Genomic DNA, 21,531 nt, shown 5'->3' on the forward strand with positions numbered 1-21,531 from the left:
CCGCCATCCCATAGCAGAGCTGCCGGGTGATCGCCAGCCCGCGCCGCATCGGGCGCGCGCGAAGTTGCATCGCGTTTGGCGCGTCGCGCGTTACGCCACCTGCCGGGCCGGATTCGAGGCGGCATCCGCGCTCGCCCGACGTGCCGGGAGAAACTCGATGGCCTCATCCTTCAGCGAGCCGAAGCGCAGCGTCATGATATCGAGTGCATAATTCTGGTAGAGCCGCCACGGCCGGCGCGAGCCCTGCTTGGGGAACCTGGCGGCGGCGCGCTGGATATAGCCCGAGGAGAAATCCACCCAGGGCAGCTCGGTCACGGTCGGATCGTTCCGCCGCGGCGTGACTTGCGCGTAGCCATGCGCCTTCATGTGGTTGAGCATGCGGCAGACATATTCGCAGGTCAGGTCGCATTTCAGCGTCCAGGACGCGTTGGTGTAGCCGAAGGCGGCGGCGAGGTTCGGCACGCCCGAGTACATCAGCCCCTTGTAGTTCATGGTCTTCGACAGATCGACTCGCGCGCCGTCGACATTGATCTCGAGTCCGCCGAGCACCTGCAGATCGAGGCCGGTCGCGGTCACCACGATGTCGGCGTCGAGCACATTGCCGCTCTTGAGCTTGATGCCGCCGGGCGTGAAGGTCTCGATCTGGTCGGTGACGACGGACGATCCGCCGTTGCGCAGCGATTGGAACAGATCGCCGTTCGGCACCAGGCAAAGCCGCTGGTCCCACGGATTGTAGCGCGGCGTGAAATGAGTGGCGACGTCGTAGTCGGGGCCGAGCGCGTGGCGCACGCCGCCGAGGATCAGCTTCTTCACGCGCTCCGGATCGCGCTTGCAGAGCCGGTAGAAATACATGCCGAACAGCACGTTCTTCCAGCGCGTGAGGCCGTAGGCGGGTTTCGCGGGCAGCCGCGCGCGCAGCCAGTTGGCGACCTTGTCCTCGTCCGGCCGCGCCACGACATAGGTCGGCGAACGCTGCAGCATCGTGACATGGGCGGCGGTCTTGGCGAGTTCCGGCACCAGCGTCACCGCGGTCGCGCCGCTGCCGATCACGACAACCTTCTTGCCGGCATAGTCGATGTCGTCGGTCCATTTCTGCGGATGGACGACGCGGCCGGCGAAATCGGCGATGCCGGGGAAGTCGGGCGTGTAGCCGTGCTCGTATTTGTAGTAGCCGCTGCACATGAACAGGAAGTTGCAGGTGAAGCGCTCGATCGTCTTCTCCGGCCCACGCTCGACCTCGACCGTCCATTGCGAGTCGGCGGATGACCAGTCGGCGCGCACGACGCGGTGGTTGAACCGGATGTTCTTGTCGATGCCGTAGACGCGCGCGGTCTCGCGCACATAGTTCAGGATCGAGGGGCCGTCGGCGATCGCCTTCGGCTCGGTCCACGGCCGGAACGAATAGCCGAGCGTGTACATGTCGGAGTCGGAGCGGATGCCGGGATAGCGAAACAGGTCCCAGGTGCCGCCGATGCAGTCGCGGCCTTCAAGAATGGCGTAGCTGCGGTCCGGGCAGTTGGCCTGCAAATGATAGCCGGCGCCGATGCCCGACAGTCCCGCGCCCACGATCAACACGTCGAAATGAGCGGACATGCCCTGACCCTTCCGTGGCAGTATTGACAATCTATATTGTCAGATAACTTGACATCTGACAATGCCTCGTGTCAATACACTTTCATGGCAAGGAGCCGGAAAGCCCGCCTCTATGGCGGTATGGACGCCGAGGAACGCCGCACCGAGCGGCGGCTCAAGCTGATCGATGCGGCGATCGAGGTCTATGGCGAGGTCGGCTATCGCGGCGCCACCGTGAAGGCGATCTGCGAGGCGGCCGAGCTGACCGAGCGCTATTTCTACGAGTCCTTTGCCAACAGCGAGGCTCTGCTGATCGCCGCCTACGGCCATGTCGTCGGCCACCTGCACGACGAAATGACCGCGGCCGCCGCAGCCGCAGGCGACGATGCCGAGATGAGGCTGCGCGCGGCGCTGACGCTCTATTTCACGCGGCTGAAGGAGCACCCGAAGCCCGCGCGGGTCTTTCTGCTGGAAATTTCAGGCATCAGTCCGGCGGTCGATGCAGTCAAGCTCGACGCCTTGCGCGTCTTCAGCGACATCCTGGTGCCGCCGGCACTAGACCCGAAACGCAGCGACAAGGGCGCGGCCGCCTCGCTGCTCTCGGTCGGCATGGTCGGCGCCGTCATCTCGATCGCGCTGCGCTGGGTGTCGAAGCAATACCCGCAAGCCGTGGAAGAGGTCGTCGCGATCGCCGCCAGCTTCTGCCGCGTGGCGCTGACCGAAGCCGACCACCGTGAGGATGGTCACTTATCGTAGGCCGGATCGCACCGGCCAGCGGGACCCGCCGATTTTCGATCATGTTTCGCCAGCACTCGCGGACCCGGCCCCTAGCCTGTCGCTGATTTAACTTGCATATCGGGCTCCTGGGTTTTCTTATGCCCGGTACCGGGCGCAACGAGGCGCGGCCTGTTTCGCCTGACAAAACAACGCTGGTTGCATCGGCGGAGCTGAATTTTGGTCGATCTGCACAGGCTTGACGATGTGACCGCGCGCCTCGGCGATGTGGTTCTCGATCCCTCGACCTGGCCGTCCTTCATGGACGAGGTCTGCGCCGCCGTCGGCGCGACCGGCGCTGCGATGCTTCAGAGCGATATCCGCACCGAGGACATTCCGCGCACGGACTCGATCACCGAGTATTTCACCAAGACCTACTTCCCACACAATCTTCACCTCACCGACATCCGCGCAGCCCGCGGCGTGCCGCTGATGCACGCCGGCGTCGATGTCATCACCGATGCGGATCTGTTCGAATCCGAAACCGAGATGCTGCGCGATCCGCTGTACGCCACGCTCGGCGAGTTCGGACTGAAATGGTTCGCGGCGATCGGCTTCCACTCCGGCCCGGCGTTGTGGGCACTGACGATCCAGCGCTCGCCCAGGGAAGGCTTGTTCGACGCCGACGAGATCAAGGCGCTGCAAAGGGTGTCGGCGCCGCTCACGGAAGCCGCGACGCTCTCCGCCGTCGTCGGCCGCTCCGCGCTCTCGGGCATCACCAGCGCGCTCGATCTGATCCAGGTCGCTGCGATTGCCGTCGGCCGCTTCGGCGCCATCATCGGCATGAACAGCCAGGCGGAACGCTGCCTCGGCTACGACCTTGCGATCCGCAACAATCGCCTCACCCTGCTCGACCGGCAGGCCAATGCCGATCTGACCAGGCTGATCGATCAGCTGGCCCACAGCTCGGACCTGCATCCATTGCCGTCGTCGCCGATCGTGGTGCGCAGGATCGACAAGCGGCCAATCGTGATCCAGATCCAGCCGGTGCCTCCGGCGGCGCGCTCGCCGTTCCTCGGGGCGCGCGCGATCCTGTTGATCCGCGATCTCGAAGGCAGCGCGGCGTTCGATCAGGCGCTCCTTGCAGCGACGTTCGAACTGACGCCGGCGCAGGCACGCCTTGCCGCGCGGCTTGCGCGCGGCGATTCGGTCGAAGCGGCCGCGCAGGCCGCCGGCGTTGCCCTTGCCACCGCGCGCAATCAGCTCAAGACGATCTTCCAGAAGACCGGCACGCACCGGCAGGCGGAACTGGTGGCATTGCTGCACAGGGTGAAGTGAACGATTAAAGGCGAATTGTTCTGATCTCCGGCCCGTTCCGATGAGATTCTTCAATTATTCCAATCGCGAAGGCTGTGTTCCATCAGCTGCGGCAACATTCCACAGGTCAGGAAAATCGTCGGGTTCCCGGGTGACAAGTGTCACTAAAATGGCGACAATCTGCTCACTCTGTGTCGTTCGGGTTTGGTCTCAATGTCCGTGATGCCGTCACGATCATCGACGTTGGCTGTTGCCGCTTTCGCCGTCGCTTGCGTGCTGGCGCCCATGAGCGCGCACGCGCAATGGTGGCGCGGCGGCCCGAAGGACTTCGAGGACTGCGCCGACCTCGCCGAGAAAGCGAAGACCAGGGAAGACAAGACCGCGCAACTCGCCGATTGCAACGCCAAGTTCGCCGGCCGTCGCAAGCCCGGCGGAGGCTACACCTATTACGACTTCATGCAGGACCGCAGCTTCGACATCGCCGGTCCCAATCCGACGCCGGACGAGCAGAAGAAGATCGACCAGGAATATACCGGCTACCTCGAGCAGCAGCGCCGCTCGCGTATCGTTGCGGCGTTCAATGCGAAGCAACTCGAGCGGCAGGAGACACAGCCGGTGCGGCCGCCGCAAATCCAGCAGGCGTCATTGCACAATGAGCCGTCGCGCAGTGAGACTGCGAAAGTCCCCGTCCCCGCCGCAAGGCCGGTCAAGCCGCGGGTCGCTGCCGTCCCCATCCCCGAACCGCGGCCGCGGGCAAGCAACTGCATGAAGGGTACGTTCTCCTGCGAATGGCCGCGGCTTTCCGAGGGATTGGACGGCCTGAAGAAGCTGTTCACGCCGACACCGCCGCCACCGACCAAGGTTGCGAAGCGAAACTGACGGCTCGCTTAGTCATTCCGGGGCTCGCGCAAGCGAGAACCCGGAATCTCTCTGCCATTTCCGTCGAGATTCCGGGTTCGTCGCTTCGCTCCGCCCCGGAATGACACCGCAGGCTCAATCGGTAATCACCATCGCCCAGAACCTGCGGTACGGCGACTTCGGATTGTCGACGAAGGCGACACCGACGCGCTTGGCGCCCGGCATCAACAGGTTCTCGCGATGGCCCGGCGAATTCTCCCACTGCTTCAGCATCTCGGCGAAGGCGATGAAGCCGGCGCCGATATTCTCGGCGGCGCGCTGCTTCTTGAGCGGCGCGATGCGCGTGAAGAAGCTGCCGCCCGCGAAGTGGCTGACCGATCCGGTCGCCGACATTGCCTGGGCCTGCTTCAGCGCCATCGCGTTCAGCTTCGCGTCGAGCTTCACCGCGGGCATGCGGTTGGCGCGCCGGTAGGCACTGATCGACCCGGCATAGTCGGCGGCACCTGAGGCCGTGGTGAAGCCAAACACCAAGGTGAGCGCGAGGAACAGCAGCTTCATCTGAGGTCGTCTCTGTGATGGATCAGTGCGCGCGGGTGCGCTTGTGGTGCCGGGGTGCGACCGATTTGTGCGCAGGCGTGACCGGTCGGCTTGCTGCTGCGGCCGCCGCGCGTTGCTCCTGCAAGCGCGCATCATAGCCAGGCGACGGTGTCACGGTCGGCGGCGCCGCACGGACCGGGCCGGCCACGAGCGCAACAAGCGTGAGCAGCATGATGCTGGACCGTTTCATGACGTCACCTCCTCTGTTGTCCGATCGATGTGGCGGACGATCATCGGCGTTCATGGTCGCTGGCATCGCGGATCTGTTCGGGCGTCAGTCCCGGCGAGCCGTTGCCGTCGGCCTCCGCCTTCCGGATCAGCGCGATGACGCGGCGCGACAATGGCGCCGCGAGCCCGCGGCGATCCGCGATCGCGGTGATCACGCCCTGCAAATAGTCGATCTCGGTGCGGCGGCCGCGCTGCAGATCCTCCCACATCGAGGAGCGCGCCTCGGGATCGATCTTCATGGTGCGGCCGAGCAGCATGTCGAACAGCGCATCCGGCAGCCGCAGCAAAGGCGGCATCCAGCTCGACGGCAGCGGCGTCGGCGACACCGGCGCAATGCCTTCGGCGCGCACCGCGGCCAGGCCCTCGGCCATCTGATCGGCAAGCAGTCGCCGCCAGCCGCGCTGCGCGAGCTGTTGCCGCAGCGGAATATTGGACAGCGCATTGAGCGCATTGTTGAGATTGACGACCAGCTTGCCCCACTGCACGCCATCGATATTGCCGGTGGGCTTGACCGCAAGGCCCGGCACCGACAGCCGCGCCGCGGTGCCCGCGTCATCCTGCGCGATCACGATGTCGCCGGAGGTCGAGCGATGGAAGCGACCGTCGCCGAGCGCGACCACGTTGAACGGCACCATGCCGCCGAGCACCTTGCGGCCCGGCAGACGCTCGCGCAGCAGCGGCACATTGCCGACGCCGTTCTGCAGGCTGATCACCGCGGCATCGCCAGGCGCGTGGCGCGCGATCACGTCGGCCATCGCAGCGGTATCGGCGCTCTTCACCGTCACCAGCACGGTCTGGACGTCGGACAAGATCGACGGATCGTCGGACACAATGAGTCGGTCCGCGGATACCGTCCGCTCGGAGCCGTCAAAGCTGCTGACCCGCAAGCCGTTGCCTGCGATCTCCTGGATCAGCCGCGGCCGCGCCAGCAGTGCGACACGGCGCCCCGCAGCCGCGAGCATGCCGCCGACGAAGCAGCCGATGCTTCCGGCGCCCGCAATGCCGATCGGCCGGTCCTGGTTCATCAGTCCAAACGTCCATTCATCATTGGCTCGATAGCAGGCTTCGATAGCAGACCTGGGGTTGCCTGCCTATTTCGACGCACCGCAGGCCGGGTGGCCCGCCTTGTAACCGTCATGGGCGGAAGCTATGTTTCCCGCTCGGGGCACGGTTGCGGCAGGAGACGATCATGGGTTTACTCGACGTACTCAACGGCATGCAGAACGGCCCGCGCGGTCCAAGCGCGCCAAGCACATCATCCGACAGCTCCAGCGGCGGCGGAATGTCGCCGATGACGATGGCGATCCTCGCGCTGCTGGCATGGAAGGCGGTCAAGCATTTCTCCGGAGGCCAGGCGGACGCGAGCGCCCCTGAGCCGAAGCCGGCGCAGGCGCCGCCGCTTCCTCCCGGCAACGTCACCGCAGGCCTGCCCGGTGGCGGCGGGCTCAGCGATCTGCTGAAGGGCGGCCTTGGTGGCCTGCTCGCCGGCGGCGCAGCCGGCACCGTGCTCAGCGGCGGCCTCAGCGACCTGCTCAAGCAGTTGCAGGACAAGGGCCAGAGCGATGCGGCCAATTCCTGGGTCAGCAACGGTCCCAACAAGCAAATCGCGCCCGGCGATCTCGCCAACGCGCTCGGCGCCGACCAGATCGACTCGCTGGCATCGCAGAGCGGCATGTCGCGCGACCAGTTGCTGCGGGGCCTGAGCCAGTACCTGCCCGACGCGATCAATCATCTGACACCGGACGGGCGGTTGCCGAGCGGCGACGAGCTGCACCGCAGGCTTTAGCGGCATTGTTGATTCCATCTGAAGAGGACGACAGACATGGGCGGCATCATCTGGGTCATCATCGTCGGCTTTATCGCGGGGATCATCGCGCGGTTCCTGTCGCCGGGGCCGAACAATCCGAGCGGCTTTATTCTCACCACCGTGCTCGGCATCGCCGGCGCGTTTCTCGCCACCTTCATCGGCCAGGCGATCGGCCATTACGGTCCCGAACAGGGCGCCGGCTTCATCACCGCCACGATCGGCGCGCTGGTGGTGCTATTCATCTGGAATCGGCTGGTCGCGGCACGTGTGATCCCGGATCCGGGAAACAGGTGACGGCACAGCGAACCGAATATTGATCCAAAATCAAAATGCCCGGGCTTGGCCCGGGCATTTTCGTTTCCGTAACTGGTCGGAAGTCGCGGATAGCCAGTTTCACTGAATGAGATGCATGCCGGCATCCATGCGGACGAATTCGCCGGTCATGTTGCTCGAGGCCGGGCTTGCCAGGAAGCAGACCAGATTGGCGATGTCTTCCGCCGTTGACGCAACCTTCAGCGGCACCCGCGCGACCACGGCATCGCGCACCTGCTTGGCGCCCGCCTCACCGCGGCCCTTGGTGAACCAGGGCGTATCGATATAGCCCGGGCACACCGTGTTGACGCGGATCAACGGCGCCAGCGCGCGCGCCAGCGACTGCGTCATGGTGTTGAGCGCGCCCTTGCTCGCGGCATAGGCGACCGACGAACCGCCGCCCGAAATGCCGGCGACCGAGGAGACGTTGACCACCGCCGACGGACGGCCAGAAGCCTTCGCGCCGGCTTCGAGCAGCGCGCGCGCGGCACGAACCATCTGGAACGGGCCGATGGTGTTGACGGCATAGATGCGCTGGAAATCTTCCGCGGTCAGGCCGTCGAGATCGTGATGCGGCACGTGCTTGGTGGTGCCCGCATTGTTGACGAGCACGTCGAGGCGGCCCCAACCCTGCGCAGCGGCGGCGATCTTCTTGCAGTCCTCATCGCGCGATACGTCGCCCTGCACCACCAGCACCTCGGCGCCCTGCTTGCGACAGGCTTCCGCGGTCGCTTCGGCTTCCGCCTTGCTGTTGGAATAGTTGATGATGAGGCGCGCGCCCTGCGTGGCGAGGATTTGCGCGGTGGCGGCGCCGAGTCCCGATGCCGATCCCGTCACGATTGCGCACAAACCATCCTTGGACATCTGCATTTTCCTTGTTGTTGTGAGCCAGATGAACTCCGGCGGCGGCACACCATATCGCGTGGAACGACATCTGCAAGCCGCGCCCAAATCCTCACGTATACGCGTTCAGCCCCTTTTGCAGGCTGGCCCACTGCGCCTCGTCATGGCCGCAGATGATCTTGACGCCGGATGCCTCGAGCCTTGCGATCTCGTCGAGCGACTTCAGGAACTGGTCGACGTCGAGGCTGTTCCTCGGCGAGGTCCGCTGGTCGAGATTGGCGCGCACACTGAGCGCGTCGGAGGCGAGCAGGTATTCGCCGCTGTTGTCGAGCTTGACCAGCGCGCCGGTCGTTCCCTTCGAGTGTCCGGGCAGCGGGACCAGCGTCAGTCTGCCGTCGCCGAACACATCCATCTGCTTGTCGAAGATCTCCATCTTCCGCGGATGATCCCAGTCCGCCTTGATGTATCCGCGATCGAACGCGTTGTCGGCATTCGCGGCCTCGACCTCGAGCGCATGGACGAAGATCGTCGCCTTCTTGAAGAAGGCGTTGCAGCCGCAATGGTCGGTGTGCAGGTGGGAGCAGATCACCACGTCGATATCGTCGGCGCCGAGGCCGACGGCCTTCAGGCTCGTCAGCACGTGATCATCCGCCGGCATGATCGGGCGCATGTATTTGGCGAGCGTGCCCAGCCGCCCTTCAGGATCGGTCGCGACATCGGGATGGCATCCGGTATCGAACAGCACATTGCCTTGCGTGTGCCGCAGCAGCACGCAGGACACCGGAAGGTCGATCGTCTCGCCGCGCGCGGCATCGGGCAGATAGGTCCGCTTCGACATCTGCAGACGGCCGCCCGACAACATATGCATCTTCATCTCGTTACCTCCACGTTGGATTCAAACTACATATGAGTTTTATGAAAACTCATAATAGATTTGACAGCATATTATTCGCCCTTATAGCTTCCGCGCAATGTCGCGATCGCATGACAAATGCGCTCAACGAAGCATCCGGCTCCTTCGGATCGGCATCGTTGACATCGATCAGCGGCCGTCAGAGGGAAGTTTCGCCACGATGTACACCGTGTTCAACACGTTCGCTGCGACATCAGATGCAGCAGCGTTCAAACCTTTCCTCTGCATTCCCGCGCGTCCCGACCGCGCATACTTTCCCGACGGCGTCGAACTGTCCTATGGCGACATTGCGCAGCAGGTCTGCGCGTTGCGCGATCTGTACCGCGCGTCCGGTTTCGGCCATGGACACCGCGCCTGTCTGCTGCTGGAGAACCGGCCCGACTTCATCGTGCACTGGCTGGCGCTCAACGGCCTCGGCGTCTCGATCGTTCCGATCAACCCAGCCTATCGCGCGGCGGAAATCGAATACCTGATCGCACATGCCGAACCCGACCTGATCGTCACGCTGGCTGACCAGAAGGAATTGCAGAAGGCGCTGACCGGCGACGTTCCGCGGCTCACCGTCTCCGGTGACGATCTCGGCGCCAGCGTCGAGAAAGTGCCGCAGGCCAGGCGGCCGCCACCACGCGCCGGCGACCCCGGAAGCGAGACCGAGGCTGCGCTGCTGTACACGTCAGGCACGACGGCGCGTCCGAAGGGATGCATCCTGACCAATGAATATGTGGTCTCGACCGGCCGCTGGTACGTCAGCCACGGCGGCGAGGCGACGTATCACGCCGGAACGGAGCGCCTGTACAGCCCGCTGCCGCTGTTTCACATGGCCGGCCTGACGCTGACCCCGATCGCGATGATGCTGACCGGCGGCTGCCTGATCCTGCCGGAACGCTTCAACGCGAAGTTTGCCTGGCGCGACATCGTCGCGTGCCGGGCGAGCGTGCTGCATTATCTCGGCGTGATCGTCGCGGCCCTGCTGGCGCAGCCGGAGACGCCGGACGAAAAAGCCAATGCGCTGCGCTTCTCGATGGGGGTCGGCGCCAATCCCGAGCAGCGCGCGCGCGCCCGCGAGCGCTTCGGCATCCCCTTCGTCGAAGGCTGGGGCATGACGGAGACCGGACGCAGTCCGTTCAACACCGTCGAGCCGCGGCATCTGGAGACCAACACCATCGGCCGCAGCGTACCGGGGCTCGAAATGACGATCCTTGATGCCGACGGCAATGCGCTGCCGGCAGGCGCAGTCGGTGAACTCTGCGTGCGCCATTCGCAAGCAACGCCGCGGCGCGGCTTCTTCTCCGGCTATCTGAAGGACCCCGAGGCCACCGAGCAGGCCTGGCGCGGCGGCTGGTTTCACACCGGCGACAGCGCCTGGCAGCACGAGGACGGCGCCTTCGTGTTCATCGACCGGCTGAAGCACCTGGTCCGGCGCGCCGGCGAGAACATCTCGGCGGCGGAGGTCGAGGCCGTGCTGACGACGTCGCCTCTGGTCAAGCAGGCGGCAGTCGTCGCTGCGCGCGATCCGATCCGCGACGAGGAAGTTGCGGCCTTCATCGTGAGCAACGACGGCACCGATGCTTCACGCGAGCTCGCACAGGACATCTTCCACTTCTGCCGCGAGCGCCTGGCGGCGTTCAAGCTGCCGGCGTGGTTCGCCTTCGTGGCCGAGCTGCCGCTGACCTCGACCAACAAGATCCAGAAACACGTGCTGCTCGGCGCGGACAGGGATCCGCAGTCGCATCCGGGCATGATCGACCTGCGGCAAGACAAGACCAACGCCATAAGGCAATCGAACTAGAGGAAACCAGGGACAATGACATCGAGATACGGATGGATCGCCGCGAGCGCTGCAATCCTCTCAGTCGCCTTCGCCGCCGCGCCATCTCACGCGCAGATTTCCGACGATACGGTGAAGATCGGCGTGCTGACCGATCAGGCCGGGCTCTACGCCGACGCCGCCGGCCCCGGAGCGGTCGAAGCGGTCCGGATGGCGATCGCGGATTTCGGTGGCAAGGTCCTGGGCAAGCCGATCGCGATGGTCGATGCCGACCATCAGAACAAGGCGGACATCGGCGCCGGCATCGCGCGGCGCTGGTATGAGCAGGAGAATGTCGATGTCATCGTGGATTTCGCCAATTCCGCTGTCGCGTTCGCCGTGCTCGAGCTCACCAAGCAGAAGAACAAGGCGATGCTGGTGTCGTCGGCCGGCTCGTCCGACCTGACCGGAAAGGGCTGCTCGGCGAATTCGGTGCAGTGGACCTACAATACCTATGCGCTCGCCAACAGCACGGTGCGGGCGCTGGCCAAATCGGGCGCGAAGAGCTGGTACTTCGTCACGGTCGACTACGCTTTCGGCCACGCGCTACGCAACGACGCGGCCAGGACCGTGGAGAAGGTCGGCGGCAGCATCGCCGGCGAAGTGCGGCATCCGCTCAACAGCATGGATTTCTCGTCCTATCTGCTGCAGGCCCAGAGCTCGAAGGCTGACGTGATCGCCTTTGCCAACACTGGCGGCGACCTCGCCAACTCGATCCGGCAGGCGCAGGAATTCGGGATGGCGCAGCAGCAGAAGCTCGCGGCCTTCCTGATGCAGACCAGCGACATCCACGCGATCGGCTTGCAGGCAGCGCAGGGGCTGCAGCTCGCGACCGCCTTCTATTGGGATCTCGACGACAAGACCCGCGACTTTGCCGCGCGCTTCATGGCCAGGACCAAGAAACGGCCGACCATGGTGCAGGCCGGTCTCTATTCCTCGGTGATGAACTATCTCAAGGCGGTGGAGAAATCCGGCACCGACGACGGCCCCAAGGTGATCGCGCAGATGAAGGACATGCCGATCGACGACTTCTTCGCCCGCAACGCATTCCTGCGCGAGGACGGCCAGCTGATCCACGACATGTATCTCGTGCAGGTGAAGTCGCCGGCCGAATCGAAGGGCGCCTGGGACTACGAGAAGCTGGTTCAGGTGATTCCGGGCAAGGAGGCGTTCGCGACGCCCGAGGAGAGCGCCTGCCCGCTGCTGAAGAAATGATCGCTCCGATGAAACTCGCAAGCCACAGGCAAGAAACCACAGGCAAGGCTGGACATCCCATGACTGAGCTGCCGCTGCTGTTTACCCCGCTGCAATTGCGCGATCTCGAACTGAAGAACCGGATCATGGTCTCGCCGATGGCGACCTATTCGGCGCAGGAGGGGCGCGCCACCGATTGGCACACCGCGCATATCGGCAAGCTCGCCGCCGGCGGCGCCGGCCTCGTGTTCGTCGAGCAGAGCTCGGTGAACACCCAGGGACGCATCACCCATGGCTGCCTCGGCATCTGGGACGATGCGCACATCGCGGACCACGCCGCCCTCGCCGCGCTGATCCACAGCTTCAACGCCAAGGCCGCGATCCAGATCGCCCATGGCGGCCGCAAGGGCTCGTCGCAGCGGCCGTGGGAAGGCGGCAACCCGCTCAGCGAATCCGACATCAAGGCGCGCGGCGAAGGCCCGTGGCAGATCGCGGCCTCGAGCGGCATTCCCTTCGACGACGGCTGGCCGGCGCCGCAGATGCTGACCTCAGAGCAGATCGATGCCCTGGTGGACGACTATCGCCAGGCGTTTCGCCGTGCCAGGGCGGCCGGCTACGACGTCATCGAGCTGCACTGCGCGCACGGCTATCTGATGCACTCGTTCCTGTCGCCGCTGGCGAACAACCGCAACGATGAATATGGCGGGTCGCGCGAGAACCGCATGCGCCTGCCGCTGCGGATCGCGGCGATCATGCGCGAGGAATGGCCCAGCCATCTGCCGGCCTTCGTCCGCATCTCGTCGGTCGACGGCATCGACATCGGCTGGTCGATCGAGGACTCGATCGCGTTTGCGGCCGAGCTGAAGGCGATCGGGATCGACATGGTGGACTGCTCGTCGGGCGGCATGAAGCTGCCGCGCGGCAATTCGCTGGTATCGCGCACCCCGGGCTTCCAGGTGCCGTTCGCCGAGCGCATCCAGAAGGAAGCCGGCATGCCGACGGTGGCGGTCGGGCTGATCCGCGAACCGGACTACGCCGAAGCCATTTTGCGGGATGGCAAGGCGACGCTTATTGCGCTCGGCCGCGAACTGCTGTGGAATCCGAACTGGCCCGCGCAGACGGCACTTGCGCTCGGATGCGATCCGGAGTGGACGAGTTGGCCCGAGCAATATGGCTGGTGGCTGAAGCGGCGGGTGGCGCAGCAGGGGCGATAGCGATGCCGGTGGCGAAGAAAGATTTGGCGAAAGCCGGCGCGGCTGCCGGCGCGCGGTCTTTCGACGGCCCCGATTTCCCCGGCGATACCTCGCGCGACCTGCCGAAAATGGACAATGCGGTCAAGTCGGCGCGGCGCGTGTTCGATGTGCTCGAATTCTTCGAGGAGCACCAGCGGGCCGCGTCCGCCATCGAGGTCGCGGCCGCGCTCAAGTTCCCGCAATCCAGCACCTCGGCGTTGATGCGGACGATGACGGCGTTCGGCTATCTCCACTATGACACCAGCCGCCGCACCTACATCCCGACGCCGCGAATCTCGATGCTGGGGCACTGGCTGAGCCCGGCGTTGTTCACGAAGGGACGTCTGGTCAATTTGATGGAAGAGCTCTCCGCGCGGACCGGAGAGACCATCATGCTCGCGGTGCGCAACGGGCTCAGCGCGCAGTATGTCCATATCATTCAGGCCAAGCTGCCGATGCGGCTGTATGTCAAGGCCGGAACGCTGCGGCCGCTGGCGCGATCCGCATCGGGGTATGCGCTGCTGTCGGCCTATCCGGACAAGGAGGTGCGCCGCCTGGTGCGCCTGATCAACGCCAACGAGACCCGACCCGATCGGCAGGTCGATATCAAGGCGCTGCTGCTGGAGCTGAAGAAGGTGCGTGCCAAGGGGCACGCGTTCTCGCTCGGCCTGGTCACGCCGGGCGCCGGCGCCGTTGCCATGAACCTGCCTCCATCAGCGGAATCGAACGAGCCGCTGGTGCTGTGCGTGGCCGGATTGAACGACGCGCTGGTCACCCAGGAGACCGAGTTCGCCGACCTGATGCGGAAGGCGATCGAGTTTCATCTGGCGGACTGAAGGATGCCGCCGGCCAATTTTGCGCGAGTGCGTGGCATACAAACAGGGACAATCGAAAGTTCACTATGCGGAATTCATGCGCCATGTCCGGCTTCATGCCATCCGCGCAAGTGGCCCTGCGGGCAGCGCTTGTCACGGCTATGGCTTTTCCCCATCATTGAGCGCAAGACAACATCGCAAGCAGGGCATGGCCGAACGGCCAGCCCGAGCCAATCAACACGAGGAACGCTGTGGCGGAGAGTGAAAACATCGTCGCCGAGACCGCGGAAAAGATTTTCGCCGATCTCGCGGATGCCCAAACCATCAATCACGACAAGCAGGGCGCATGGAAGGCGCCGCTGTGGCAGGCGCTGACCGAAGCCGGCCTGCCGCTGTCCTGGGTGCCCGACGATCTCGGCGGTTCCGGCGCCAGCCTCGCGGAAGGATTCAGCGTCCTGAACGTCGCCGGGCGGCATGCGATCGCTGTTCCGCTGGCCGAAACAATGCTGGCCGGCTGGCTGCTGACGCAGGCCAGGATCGCCTCCCCCGAAGGCGAGATGACCGTGCTGCCGGCAAGCCCGAAGGACCGCGTGACGCTCAACGCCGACGGCAGCCTCTCCGGCCGTGCCCGCGGCGTGCCGTTCGCCAAGGACGCAAAGCATTTCGCCGTGCTGGCGAACGGCAATGGCGGGGTGTCGATTGCGCTGGTCGATGCCGCGAAGTGCCGGATCGAATCCGGCATCGGGCTTGGCGGCGATCACAACGACACCGTTACGCTCGACAAGGTGCAGCCGGTCACCACCAGGCCGGCGCTGAAGGGCTTTGACCAAACCACGCTGATGCTGATGGGCGGCGTGGTGCGCAGCCTGCAAATCGCCGGCGCGCTGGAAGCGATGCTCGACATCTCCGTGCGCTATTCCAACGAGCGCGTCGCCTTCGAGAAGAAAATCTCGAAATTCCAGGCGGTGCAGCACAACCTCGCCCGGCTCGCCGGCGAAAACGCCGCGGCACTCGCCGCCGCGACCTCGGCGGCGGACACGATCGTGAACGCCAAGTCGCTGGACACTGATGCGGTGTTCCTGGAAGCCGCAGCGGCCAAGGTCCGCTGCTCGGAAGCGGCGGAGAAGGGCAGCGGTATCGCGCATCAGGTGCATGGCGCGATCGGCTTCACCATCGAGCACATCCTGCACCGCTATTCGCTGCGGGCGCTAGCCTGGCGCGACGATTTCGGCTCGGAGAGCTACTGGGCGGTCGAGCTCGGCAAGCTCGTCGCGAATCGTGGCGCCGATGAATTGTGGCCGCTGGTGGCTTCGCGCTGAGATCAGGACAGAGACATCATGACTGCAGCCCTTCGTTTCGATCCGATCCGCCTGCCGGAAAAATGCGAGCAGCTCCGCAAGGAGGTGCGCGCCTTCCTCGCCGAGGAAATCGCCGCCGGCACCTTCGATCCCCACGCGCCGAACCGCGAGGACAATGACGCACCGGAATTCTCCCGTCGCGTCGGCGCCAAGGGCTGGCTCGGCATGACCTGGCCGAAGAAATACGGCGGCCAGGAGCGCTCGTTCCTCGAGCGCTACGTCGTGACCGAGGAAATGCGGGTGGCGAACGCGCCGACCCGGCGCTTCTTCGTCGCCGACCGCCAGAGCGGGCCGGTGCTTCTGAAGTACGCGCCCGAGCACATCAAGATGGACATCCTACCGCGCATCTGCCGCGGCGAGGTCTGCTTCGCCATCGGCATGAGCGAGCCGAACTCCGGCTCCGATTTGTTCGCGGCGAAGACCCGTGCGACCAAGACCGACGGCGGCTACCTGATCAACGGCACCAAGATCTGGACCTCGTCGGCGCACATCGCCGACTACATGATCGCAATCTTCCGTACCTCGCCGCCGACCAAGGAAAACCGCCGCCACGGCCTGACCCAGTTCCTGGTCAAGATGAAGCAGCCGGGCATCCAGGTGAATCCGATCGGCCAGATCACTGGGCAATTCGAGTTCAACGAGGTCGTGTTCACCGACTACTTCGTGCCCGACGATCACGTGCTGGGCGAGGTCGACGGCGCCTGGAAGCAGGCGACGTCGGAGCTCGCCTATGAGCGAAGTGGTCCCGAGCGTTTCCTCGAGACCTATTATGTGCTCACCGAGCTCGTGCGCGCGGTCGGCAAGAATCCGGACACCCGCAGCGCCGAGGGCATCGGCCGCCTGGTGGCGCAGGTTCACACCATGCGCCGCATGTCGGTGTCGGTCGCGGGCATGCTGCAGGCCGGCAAGGAGCCGGTGGTGGAGGCGTCGATCGTCAAGGACATCGGCACGGTGTGGGAGCAGCAGCTGCCGCATCGTGTCCGCGATCTCGCCGCGTTCGTCGAGGAGACCGCGACCAACCGCGAGACGCTGGAAAAGCAGCTCGATTTCGCCATCAAGACCGCGCCGAAGCTGACGATCCAGGGCGGCACCACCGAAGTGCTGCGCGGCATCATCGCCCGCGGTTTGGGCCTGCGCTAATTCAACGAGGACAGATCATGACCAAGTACACTGATATCGGCGTCGAAACCCACGGCCATGTCGGCCTAATCGAAATCCGAAAACCCCCGCTGAACTTCTTCGACGTCGCGCTGATCAACCAGATCGCCGACGCGCTCGAGGAGTTCGACAACAATATCGAGATCCGCGCCTCGGTGCTGGCGGCGCAAGGCAAGGCGTTCTGCGCCGGCGCCAATTTCGGCGATCCCGCCCGCCAGGAGCAGGAGGAGCGCGCCAAGAGCGATCCGGCTTCCAACCTGCCGATCAACCATCTTTACGTTCAGGCGGTGCGCATCTTCCGCAACAAGAAGCCGATCGTCGCGGCGATCCATGGCGCCGCGATCGGCGGCGGCCTCGGCCTTGCCGTCTCCGCCGACTTCCGCGTCGCCTGCCCCGAGGCACGCTTCTCGGCCAACTTCACCAAGCTCGGCTTCCATCCGGGCTTCGGCCTGACCGCGACGCTGCCGGAGCTGATCGGCAAGAACAATGCCGAGCTGATGTTCTACACCAGCCGCCGCGTCACCGGCGAGGAAGCCTATCGCTGGGGCCTCGCCAATGTGCTTGTGCCGCAGGACCAGGTGCGCGCCGAGGCGATGAAGCTCGCGCAGGAGATCGCCGAATGCTCGCCGCTCGGCCTGGTCTCGACCCGCGCCACCATGCGCGCCGACCTCGCCGACCGCGTGCTCGCCGCGACCAACCATGAACTGGTCGAGCAGACCAAGCTGCGCGCGACCGAAGACTTCAAAGAAGGTGTCAAGGCCACCGCCGAGCGCCGCGTCGCCAACTTCAAGGGGCGGTAGGTCCTCGCGCCACTCTCACAACGCGTCGTCCCGGCGAAGGCCGGGACCCATACGCCGCGGCCTGCGGAAGGGGCACAAGCGGCGTCGGCTTCTCTCACAACTCACCTCGGTGGTTATGGGTCCCGGCCTTCGCCGGGACGACACCGAGTCATTTCGGCACCACCAGCGCATCGACGATCGTGACGCCCTGCCCCTCCGGGTGCACCAACACTGGATTAACCTCGATCTCGGCGATCTCGCTTCGGTGCTGCGCCGCCAGCACTGAAATCTGCGAGATCAACCGCGCCAGTGCCGTGACATCGGCCTTCGGCGCGCCGCGGAAGCCGTGCAGCAGCGGCGCGGCCCTCAGCGTCTCCAGCATCGTGCTCGCTTCAGCCACGCTCACCGGCGCGGGGCGATAGACCACGTCCTTGAACAGTTCGGTGGTGATGCCGCCGAGCCCCACCATCACCATCGGCCCGAACGTCTTGTCCGTCATGGTGCCGACGATGATCTCGACGCCTTTCCTGGCCATCGGCCCGACCAGCACGCCCTGGATTTCAGCGCCCGGCCGCTGCTTCTGCACCGTCTCCAGCATGTCGCGATAGGCCGTGAATGCCGCACCCTTGGCGGCGATGTTGACGCGGACGCCGCCGACCTCGCTCTTGTGCGCGATCGCGGGCGACTGAATCTTCATGACCAGCGGAAATCCGGCGCGCTCGATCGCGGCATCGAGCCCGTCGCGGTCGATCACCAGCACCTCATCCGGCAGCGCAACGCCGGCCGCGCGCAGCAGCGATTTGCTGTCATATTCGGAGAGCGTCTTCGACGTGAGATGCATGGAGAGATCGTGCGCCGGCGACGCTGATGCCGAAATCTCCGGCGCGGGCTTGAAGCCGGCATAGTCCGCCAGCCGCCGCATTGCGACGCCGACATGGGTCAGTCCCGAGAGCGCCACCACGCCCGACTTCGCCAGCTCCTGCCGCGCGAATTGCGACGGCAGCGTGTAGGAGTAGAACACCACCGGCTTGTGCTGCGCCGCGATCACCGGCTTCAGCTCGGCTTCCTTGAACGGCATCCGCGTCTCGCTCGACAGCGACAGCACGACCAGCGTCGCGTCCACTTCATCAGACGTGTCGAACAGCTCGATGCTCTTCTGCAGTCCGCCGGATGACACGCCCTGCGCCGTCACATCGACCGGATTGCCCGCCGCGCCGTAGGACGGCATCCATTGCTTGATCTGGCTCTGGATCGCGGCCGAAAGCTCCGGCACCCGCAGGCCCTGCATCGAGACAGTATCGGCGCCCCAGATGCCAGCGCCACCGGACACCGTCAGCACCGCGACGCGATCGCCCTTCGGCAGCGGATTGGTGGTCAGAACCGCGGCAATGGTCACGGCCTCGTCGAGGTCGTTGGAGACGATGAAGCCGTATTTCGCGAACACCGCATCATAGGCCGCCGACCAGCCCGCCATGCTCGCGGTGTGCGAGGCCGCCGCACGTTCGCCGGCGCCGGAGCGCCCGACCTTGGTGACGATCACGGGCTTTTTGAGTTCTGCCGCGCGCTTCGCCGCCGCCAAGAACTTGTCGACGTCCCTGATGCCCTCGATGAACAGCAGGATCACGTCGGTCGAGGCATCCTGCACCATGTAGTCGAGGAACTCGCCGGCGCCGAGATCGCTCTCATTGCCGGCGCTGACGACATAGCTGAGCGCGACGCCGAGCGCCTTGGCGCGATGATAGATCGCAAAGCCGATGCCGCCGCTCTGCGCGACGATGCCGATCCGCCGCTTGCTGGCGACCAGATCGGGCGCATCCGGCTTGACGTCGACGGTCGGGCTGAAGGTCGCGGCGACCTTCTGCGCCTGGCTGTAAAACCCTTCCGCGTTCGGCCCACTGATCCGCATCCCGGTCCGCTTCGCCAGCGCGACGATCGCGTCCTGCATGTCAGCGCTGTCGCCGCCCTCCTCGGCAAAACCGGACGAGATGATGACGGCATTCTTCACGCCCGCGGCCGCGCATTGCTCCAGCGCCGGCAGCACCGCACGGGCGGGAATGACGATAACGGCAAGATCGACCGGCGCGCCGATCTCGGCAATCGACTTGAAGCACCTCAAGCGGTCGATCTCGTCATAATTCGGGTTGATCGGATAGAGCGCGCCCGGGTAACCGTTCTTGCGCAACATCGCGAGCAGCCGCCCGGGAATCTTCTCGTGATCGCGCGAGGCGCCGATCAGCGCGATGCTCTTTGGGGCGAAGAAGGTATCGAGCGGATGCGGCATGGGGCGTTCCTTTTTATTCTTCTTGTAGCCCGGATGGAGCGGAGCGCAATCCGGGAGCCGGTCTATCCGCGAAGCGCGCGGCCCCGGATTTCGCTTCGCTGCATCCGGGCTACGACGTCACGCCGTCAGCTTGAACGTCACGCCGCAGAGCAGGAACCCGTCGCCCTTCACCTCACAGCCCCTGGCTTTTGCGGCGTCCAGCACCTTCGCCTTGTCGACGACCTCAAACGTCAAGCCGCTCATGATCTCGCTGTCGCCCTTGACGAAGCTGAAGGTGCTATTCGGCAGCTTCACCACGGTACCATCGGCGGGAATGCCGATGATCCTGCCCCAATGCGCCGCCAACGCCTCAGGCTCGGGGCTCTGCATCTCGACCTCGGTCAGCGCCAAAGTCGTGTCCTTGCGGATCGACTTCTGCCAGTCGGGGCCAGCCGGCGGGTACGGCCCCAGCACGTCGTCGCTGCCGTCGGTGTGGTTGAACTCGATGAAGGCGGCGCGGCAGTCGCGCGGATGCAGCTGCACGCCGTGATACGGCGCGTGCGTGATCACGTTCGCGGTGCGCACGCCCATCGCGTTGGCCTTGGCGCCACGCGCGTCGGGATCCTCACAAACGAAGATCGCCATATAGCCCCCGCGGCCACCGGTCTTCTCGATGAAGCGGCCGGCCGCCGTGCCCGGCCCCGGCTGGAACGGCGCGACGACTTCGAGCAGGATGGTATCGACCGGCAGCAGCGCATTCTCGAGGCCGTATTTCGCGACGTTGCCGTCGCGATAGCAGACGTCGAGGCCCATGATCGCGGAGATGTCCGCGATCACAGGCGCAAGCTGCGGCGCCACCAGGCAGATCTGCCGCAGCCGCATGTACTCGGCCATGGTCTACTGCCCCTGGAAGGTGGGCTTGCGCTTCTCGACGAAGGCCTTGGCCGCTTCCTTGTGGTCGGTGGTCTCGCCGGCACGCGTGTGGTGGATCGCCTCGCCGTCGAAGCAGGCCTCTAGCGTCATGGTCTCGGCATTGTTGATGTTGCGCTTGATGTAGCCGAGCGCCACCGACGGGCCCTGCGCCAGCGAGCGCGCCAGTTCCAGCGTCTCGGCCTCGACGTCGGCATCAGGCACCACCTTAGAGACCATGCCGAGGTTGTAGGCTTCCTGCGCCGACAGCACCGGCGACATCATGTAGAGCTCGCGCGCTTTGGCGCTGCCGAGCATCTTGGTCAGGAAATAGGTGCCGCCGTAGTCGCCGGAGAAGCCGACCTTGGCGAAGGCCGTGGTGATCTTGCAGGAGGCGCTGGCGACGCGGAGATCGCAGGACAGCGCGATCGAAAGCCCGGCGCCGGCCGCGGCGCCGTCGAGCTGCGCCACCACCGGCTTCGGCATCTGGTGCAGGATGCGCGAGACCTCCATGCCGCGGCGCAGATTGGCCATCTTGGCCTCGAACGGCAGCGGGGCGCGGCCTTCCGCCATCGACTTGACGTCGCCGCCGACGCAGAAGGTGCCGCCGGCGCCCCGGATCAGCACCGCGCGCACCTCGGTATCGTCCTGCGCGCGGCGCGCCGCCTCGACGAGGCCGCGCGTCATGTCGGGATTGAGCGCGTTGCGCCGGTCGGGACGGTTCATGGTGATCGTGAGCAGGCCCTTGTCGAGGGATTGGAGGACCATCTGATTATCGCTCATGGCGTTTTGCCTTTCGTTGTTGTTGGTTGTTACGGCGTCATTCCGGGATGGTCCGAAGGACCAGACCCGGAATCT

The 21,531-nt window shown here is 65.2% G+C and carries 21 protein-coding genes; 12 read left to right on the plus strand and 9 right to left on the minus strand.

The genetic code is table 11. The annotated features are described in order from the left end of the window. Positions 1-90 precede the first annotated feature (90 nt). Complete coding sequence (locus tag ACVWY5_RS36710) at positions 91-1,593, minus strand: flavin-containing monooxygenase (RefSeq protein ID WP_028336234.1); 1,503 nt, start codon at positions 1,591-1,593, stop codon at positions 91-93. An 84-nt stretch (positions 1,594-1,677) separates the two neighbouring features. Between ACVWY5_RS36710 and ACVWY5_RS36715 the strand changes: the two genes are divergently transcribed. From ACVWY5_RS36715 to ACVWY5_RS36725, 3 genes are all read left to right on the plus strand, one after another. Beyond that, positions 1,678-2,328: a TetR/AcrR family transcriptional regulator gene (locus ACVWY5_RS36715; RefSeq protein ID WP_063616587.1), complete on the plus strand. Its 651-nt coding sequence runs from the start codon at positions 1,678-1,680 to the stop codon at positions 2,326-2,328. A gap of 198 nt (positions 2,329-2,526) precedes the next feature. Further along, on the plus strand, positions 2,527-3,624 hold the full coding sequence (locus tag ACVWY5_RS36720; RefSeq protein WP_028336233.1) for a hypothetical protein: 1,098 nt from the start codon (positions 2,527-2,529) through the stop codon (positions 3,622-3,624). Between the two features lie 192 nt (positions 3,625-3,816). Further along, positions 3,817-4,482 carry a hypothetical protein gene (locus ACVWY5_RS36725; RefSeq protein WP_038377749.1) on the plus strand — a complete coding sequence of 222 codons (666 nt, stop codon included), beginning with the start codon at positions 3,817-3,819 and terminating at the stop codon, positions 4,480-4,482. A 114-nt stretch (positions 4,483-4,596) separates the two neighbouring features. Here the strand turns inward: ACVWY5_RS36725 and ACVWY5_RS36730 are convergent, their stop codons facing one another. The 3 genes from ACVWY5_RS36730 to ACVWY5_RS36740 are packed head-to-tail and all read right to left on the minus strand — an operon-like array spanning position 4,597 to position 6,311. Continuing rightward, entirely contained in the window at positions 4,597-5,019 is a 423-nt protein-coding gene (locus tag ACVWY5_RS36730) for a CAP domain-containing protein (protein ID WP_028336231.1), read from the minus strand. A gap of 22 nt (positions 5,020-5,041) precedes the next feature. Next, positions 5,042-5,248: a hypothetical protein gene (locus ACVWY5_RS36735; protein ID WP_028336230.1), complete on the minus strand. Its 207-nt coding sequence runs from the start codon at positions 5,246-5,248 to the stop codon at positions 5,042-5,044. Between the two features lie 40 nt (positions 5,249-5,288). Beyond that, complete coding sequence (locus tag ACVWY5_RS36740) at positions 5,289-6,311, minus strand: 2-dehydropantoate 2-reductase (RefSeq protein WP_028336229.1); 1,023 nt, start codon at positions 6,309-6,311, stop codon at positions 5,289-5,291. Positions 6,312-6,475: 164 nt separating this feature from the next. Here ACVWY5_RS36740 and ACVWY5_RS36745 point away from each other — a divergent pair, with 164 nt between their 5' ends. Both ACVWY5_RS36745 and ACVWY5_RS36750 read left to right on the plus strand, forming a co-directional pair. After that, on the plus strand, positions 6,476-7,072 hold the full coding sequence (locus ACVWY5_RS36745) for a YidB family protein (RefSeq protein ID WP_028336228.1): 597 nt from the start codon (positions 6,476-6,478) through the stop codon (positions 7,070-7,072). Between the two features lie 36 nt (positions 7,073-7,108). Next, positions 7,109-7,387: a GlsB/YeaQ/YmgE family stress response membrane protein gene (locus ACVWY5_RS36750; protein WP_028336227.1), complete on the plus strand. Its 279-nt coding sequence runs from the start codon at positions 7,109-7,111 to the stop codon at positions 7,385-7,387. A 99-nt stretch (positions 7,388-7,486) separates the two neighbouring features. Here the strand turns inward: ACVWY5_RS36750 and ACVWY5_RS36755 are convergent, their stop codons facing one another. After that, on the minus strand, positions 7,487-8,269 hold the full coding sequence (locus ACVWY5_RS36755) for an SDR family NAD(P)-dependent oxidoreductase (protein WP_028336226.1): 783 nt from the start codon (positions 8,267-8,269) through the stop codon (positions 7,487-7,489). A 91-nt stretch (positions 8,270-8,360) separates the two neighbouring features. After that, positions 8,361-9,122 carry an N-acyl homoserine lactonase family protein gene (locus tag ACVWY5_RS36760; RefSeq protein ID WP_028336225.1) on the minus strand — a complete coding sequence of 254 codons (762 nt, stop codon included), beginning with the start codon at positions 9,120-9,122 and terminating at the stop codon, positions 8,361-8,363. A 199-nt stretch (positions 9,123-9,321) separates the two neighbouring features. On the opposite strand from ACVWY5_RS36760, the gene ACVWY5_RS36765 reads away from it, so the two are divergent. From ACVWY5_RS36765 to ACVWY5_RS36795, 7 genes are all read left to right on the plus strand, one after another. Further along, positions 9,322-10,950, plus strand: a complete 1,629-nt coding sequence (locus ACVWY5_RS36765; RefSeq protein ID WP_321176819.1) for an AMP-binding protein — start codon at positions 9,322-9,324, stop codon at positions 10,948-10,950. A gap of 15 nt (positions 10,951-10,965) precedes the next feature. Continuing rightward, entirely contained in the window at positions 10,966-12,183 is a 1,218-nt protein-coding gene (locus ACVWY5_RS36770) for an ABC transporter substrate-binding protein (RefSeq protein WP_028336224.1), read from the plus strand. Between the two features lie 59 nt (positions 12,184-12,242). Continuing rightward, positions 12,243-13,376: an NADH:flavin oxidoreductase/NADH oxidase gene (locus tag ACVWY5_RS36775; protein ID WP_028336223.1), complete on the plus strand. Its 1,134-nt coding sequence runs from the start codon at positions 12,243-12,245 to the stop codon at positions 13,374-13,376. Between the two features lie 2 nt (positions 13,377-13,378). Further along, on the plus strand, positions 13,379-14,230 hold the full coding sequence (locus ACVWY5_RS36780; RefSeq protein WP_028336222.1) for an IclR family transcriptional regulator: 852 nt from the start codon (positions 13,379-13,381) through the stop codon (positions 14,228-14,230). Between the two features lie 230 nt (positions 14,231-14,460). Then, positions 14,461-15,528 carry an acyl-CoA dehydrogenase family protein gene (locus ACVWY5_RS36785; RefSeq protein ID WP_028336221.1) on the plus strand — a complete coding sequence of 356 codons (1,068 nt, stop codon included), beginning with the start codon at positions 14,461-14,463 and terminating at the stop codon, positions 15,526-15,528. 18 nt (positions 15,529-15,546) lie between these two features. Continuing rightward, a complete protein-coding gene (locus tag ACVWY5_RS36790; protein ID WP_018269158.1) occupies positions 15,547-16,707 on the plus strand; it encodes an acyl-CoA dehydrogenase family protein in 1,161 nt (386 codons plus the stop codon). A 17-nt stretch (positions 16,708-16,724) separates the two neighbouring features. Further along, complete coding sequence (locus ACVWY5_RS36795; protein WP_028336220.1) at positions 16,725-17,525, plus strand: enoyl-CoA hydratase/isomerase family protein; 801 nt, start codon at positions 16,725-16,727, stop codon at positions 17,523-17,525. A gap of 148 nt (positions 17,526-17,673) precedes the next feature. Here the strand turns inward: ACVWY5_RS36795 and ACVWY5_RS36800 are convergent, their stop codons facing one another. The 3 genes from ACVWY5_RS36800 to ACVWY5_RS36810 form a co-directional block, all read right to left on the minus strand. Further along, a complete protein-coding gene (locus ACVWY5_RS36800) occupies positions 17,674-19,785 on the minus strand; it encodes an acetate--CoA ligase family protein (protein ID WP_028336219.1) in 2,112 nt (703 codons plus the stop codon). A gap of 117 nt (positions 19,786-19,902) precedes the next feature. Next, positions 19,903-20,658, minus strand: coding sequence for a VOC family protein (locus ACVWY5_RS36805; RefSeq protein ID WP_028336218.1), 756 nt, complete (start codon positions 20,656-20,658; stop codon positions 19,903-19,905). A gap of 3 nt (positions 20,659-20,661) precedes the next feature. Beyond that, complete coding sequence (locus ACVWY5_RS36810; protein WP_028336217.1) at positions 20,662-21,456, minus strand: enoyl-CoA hydratase; 795 nt, start codon at positions 21,454-21,456, stop codon at positions 20,662-20,664. Positions 21,457-21,531 lie beyond the last annotated feature (75 nt).

This window comes from Bradyrhizobium sp. USDA 3256, from assembly GCF_054058275.1.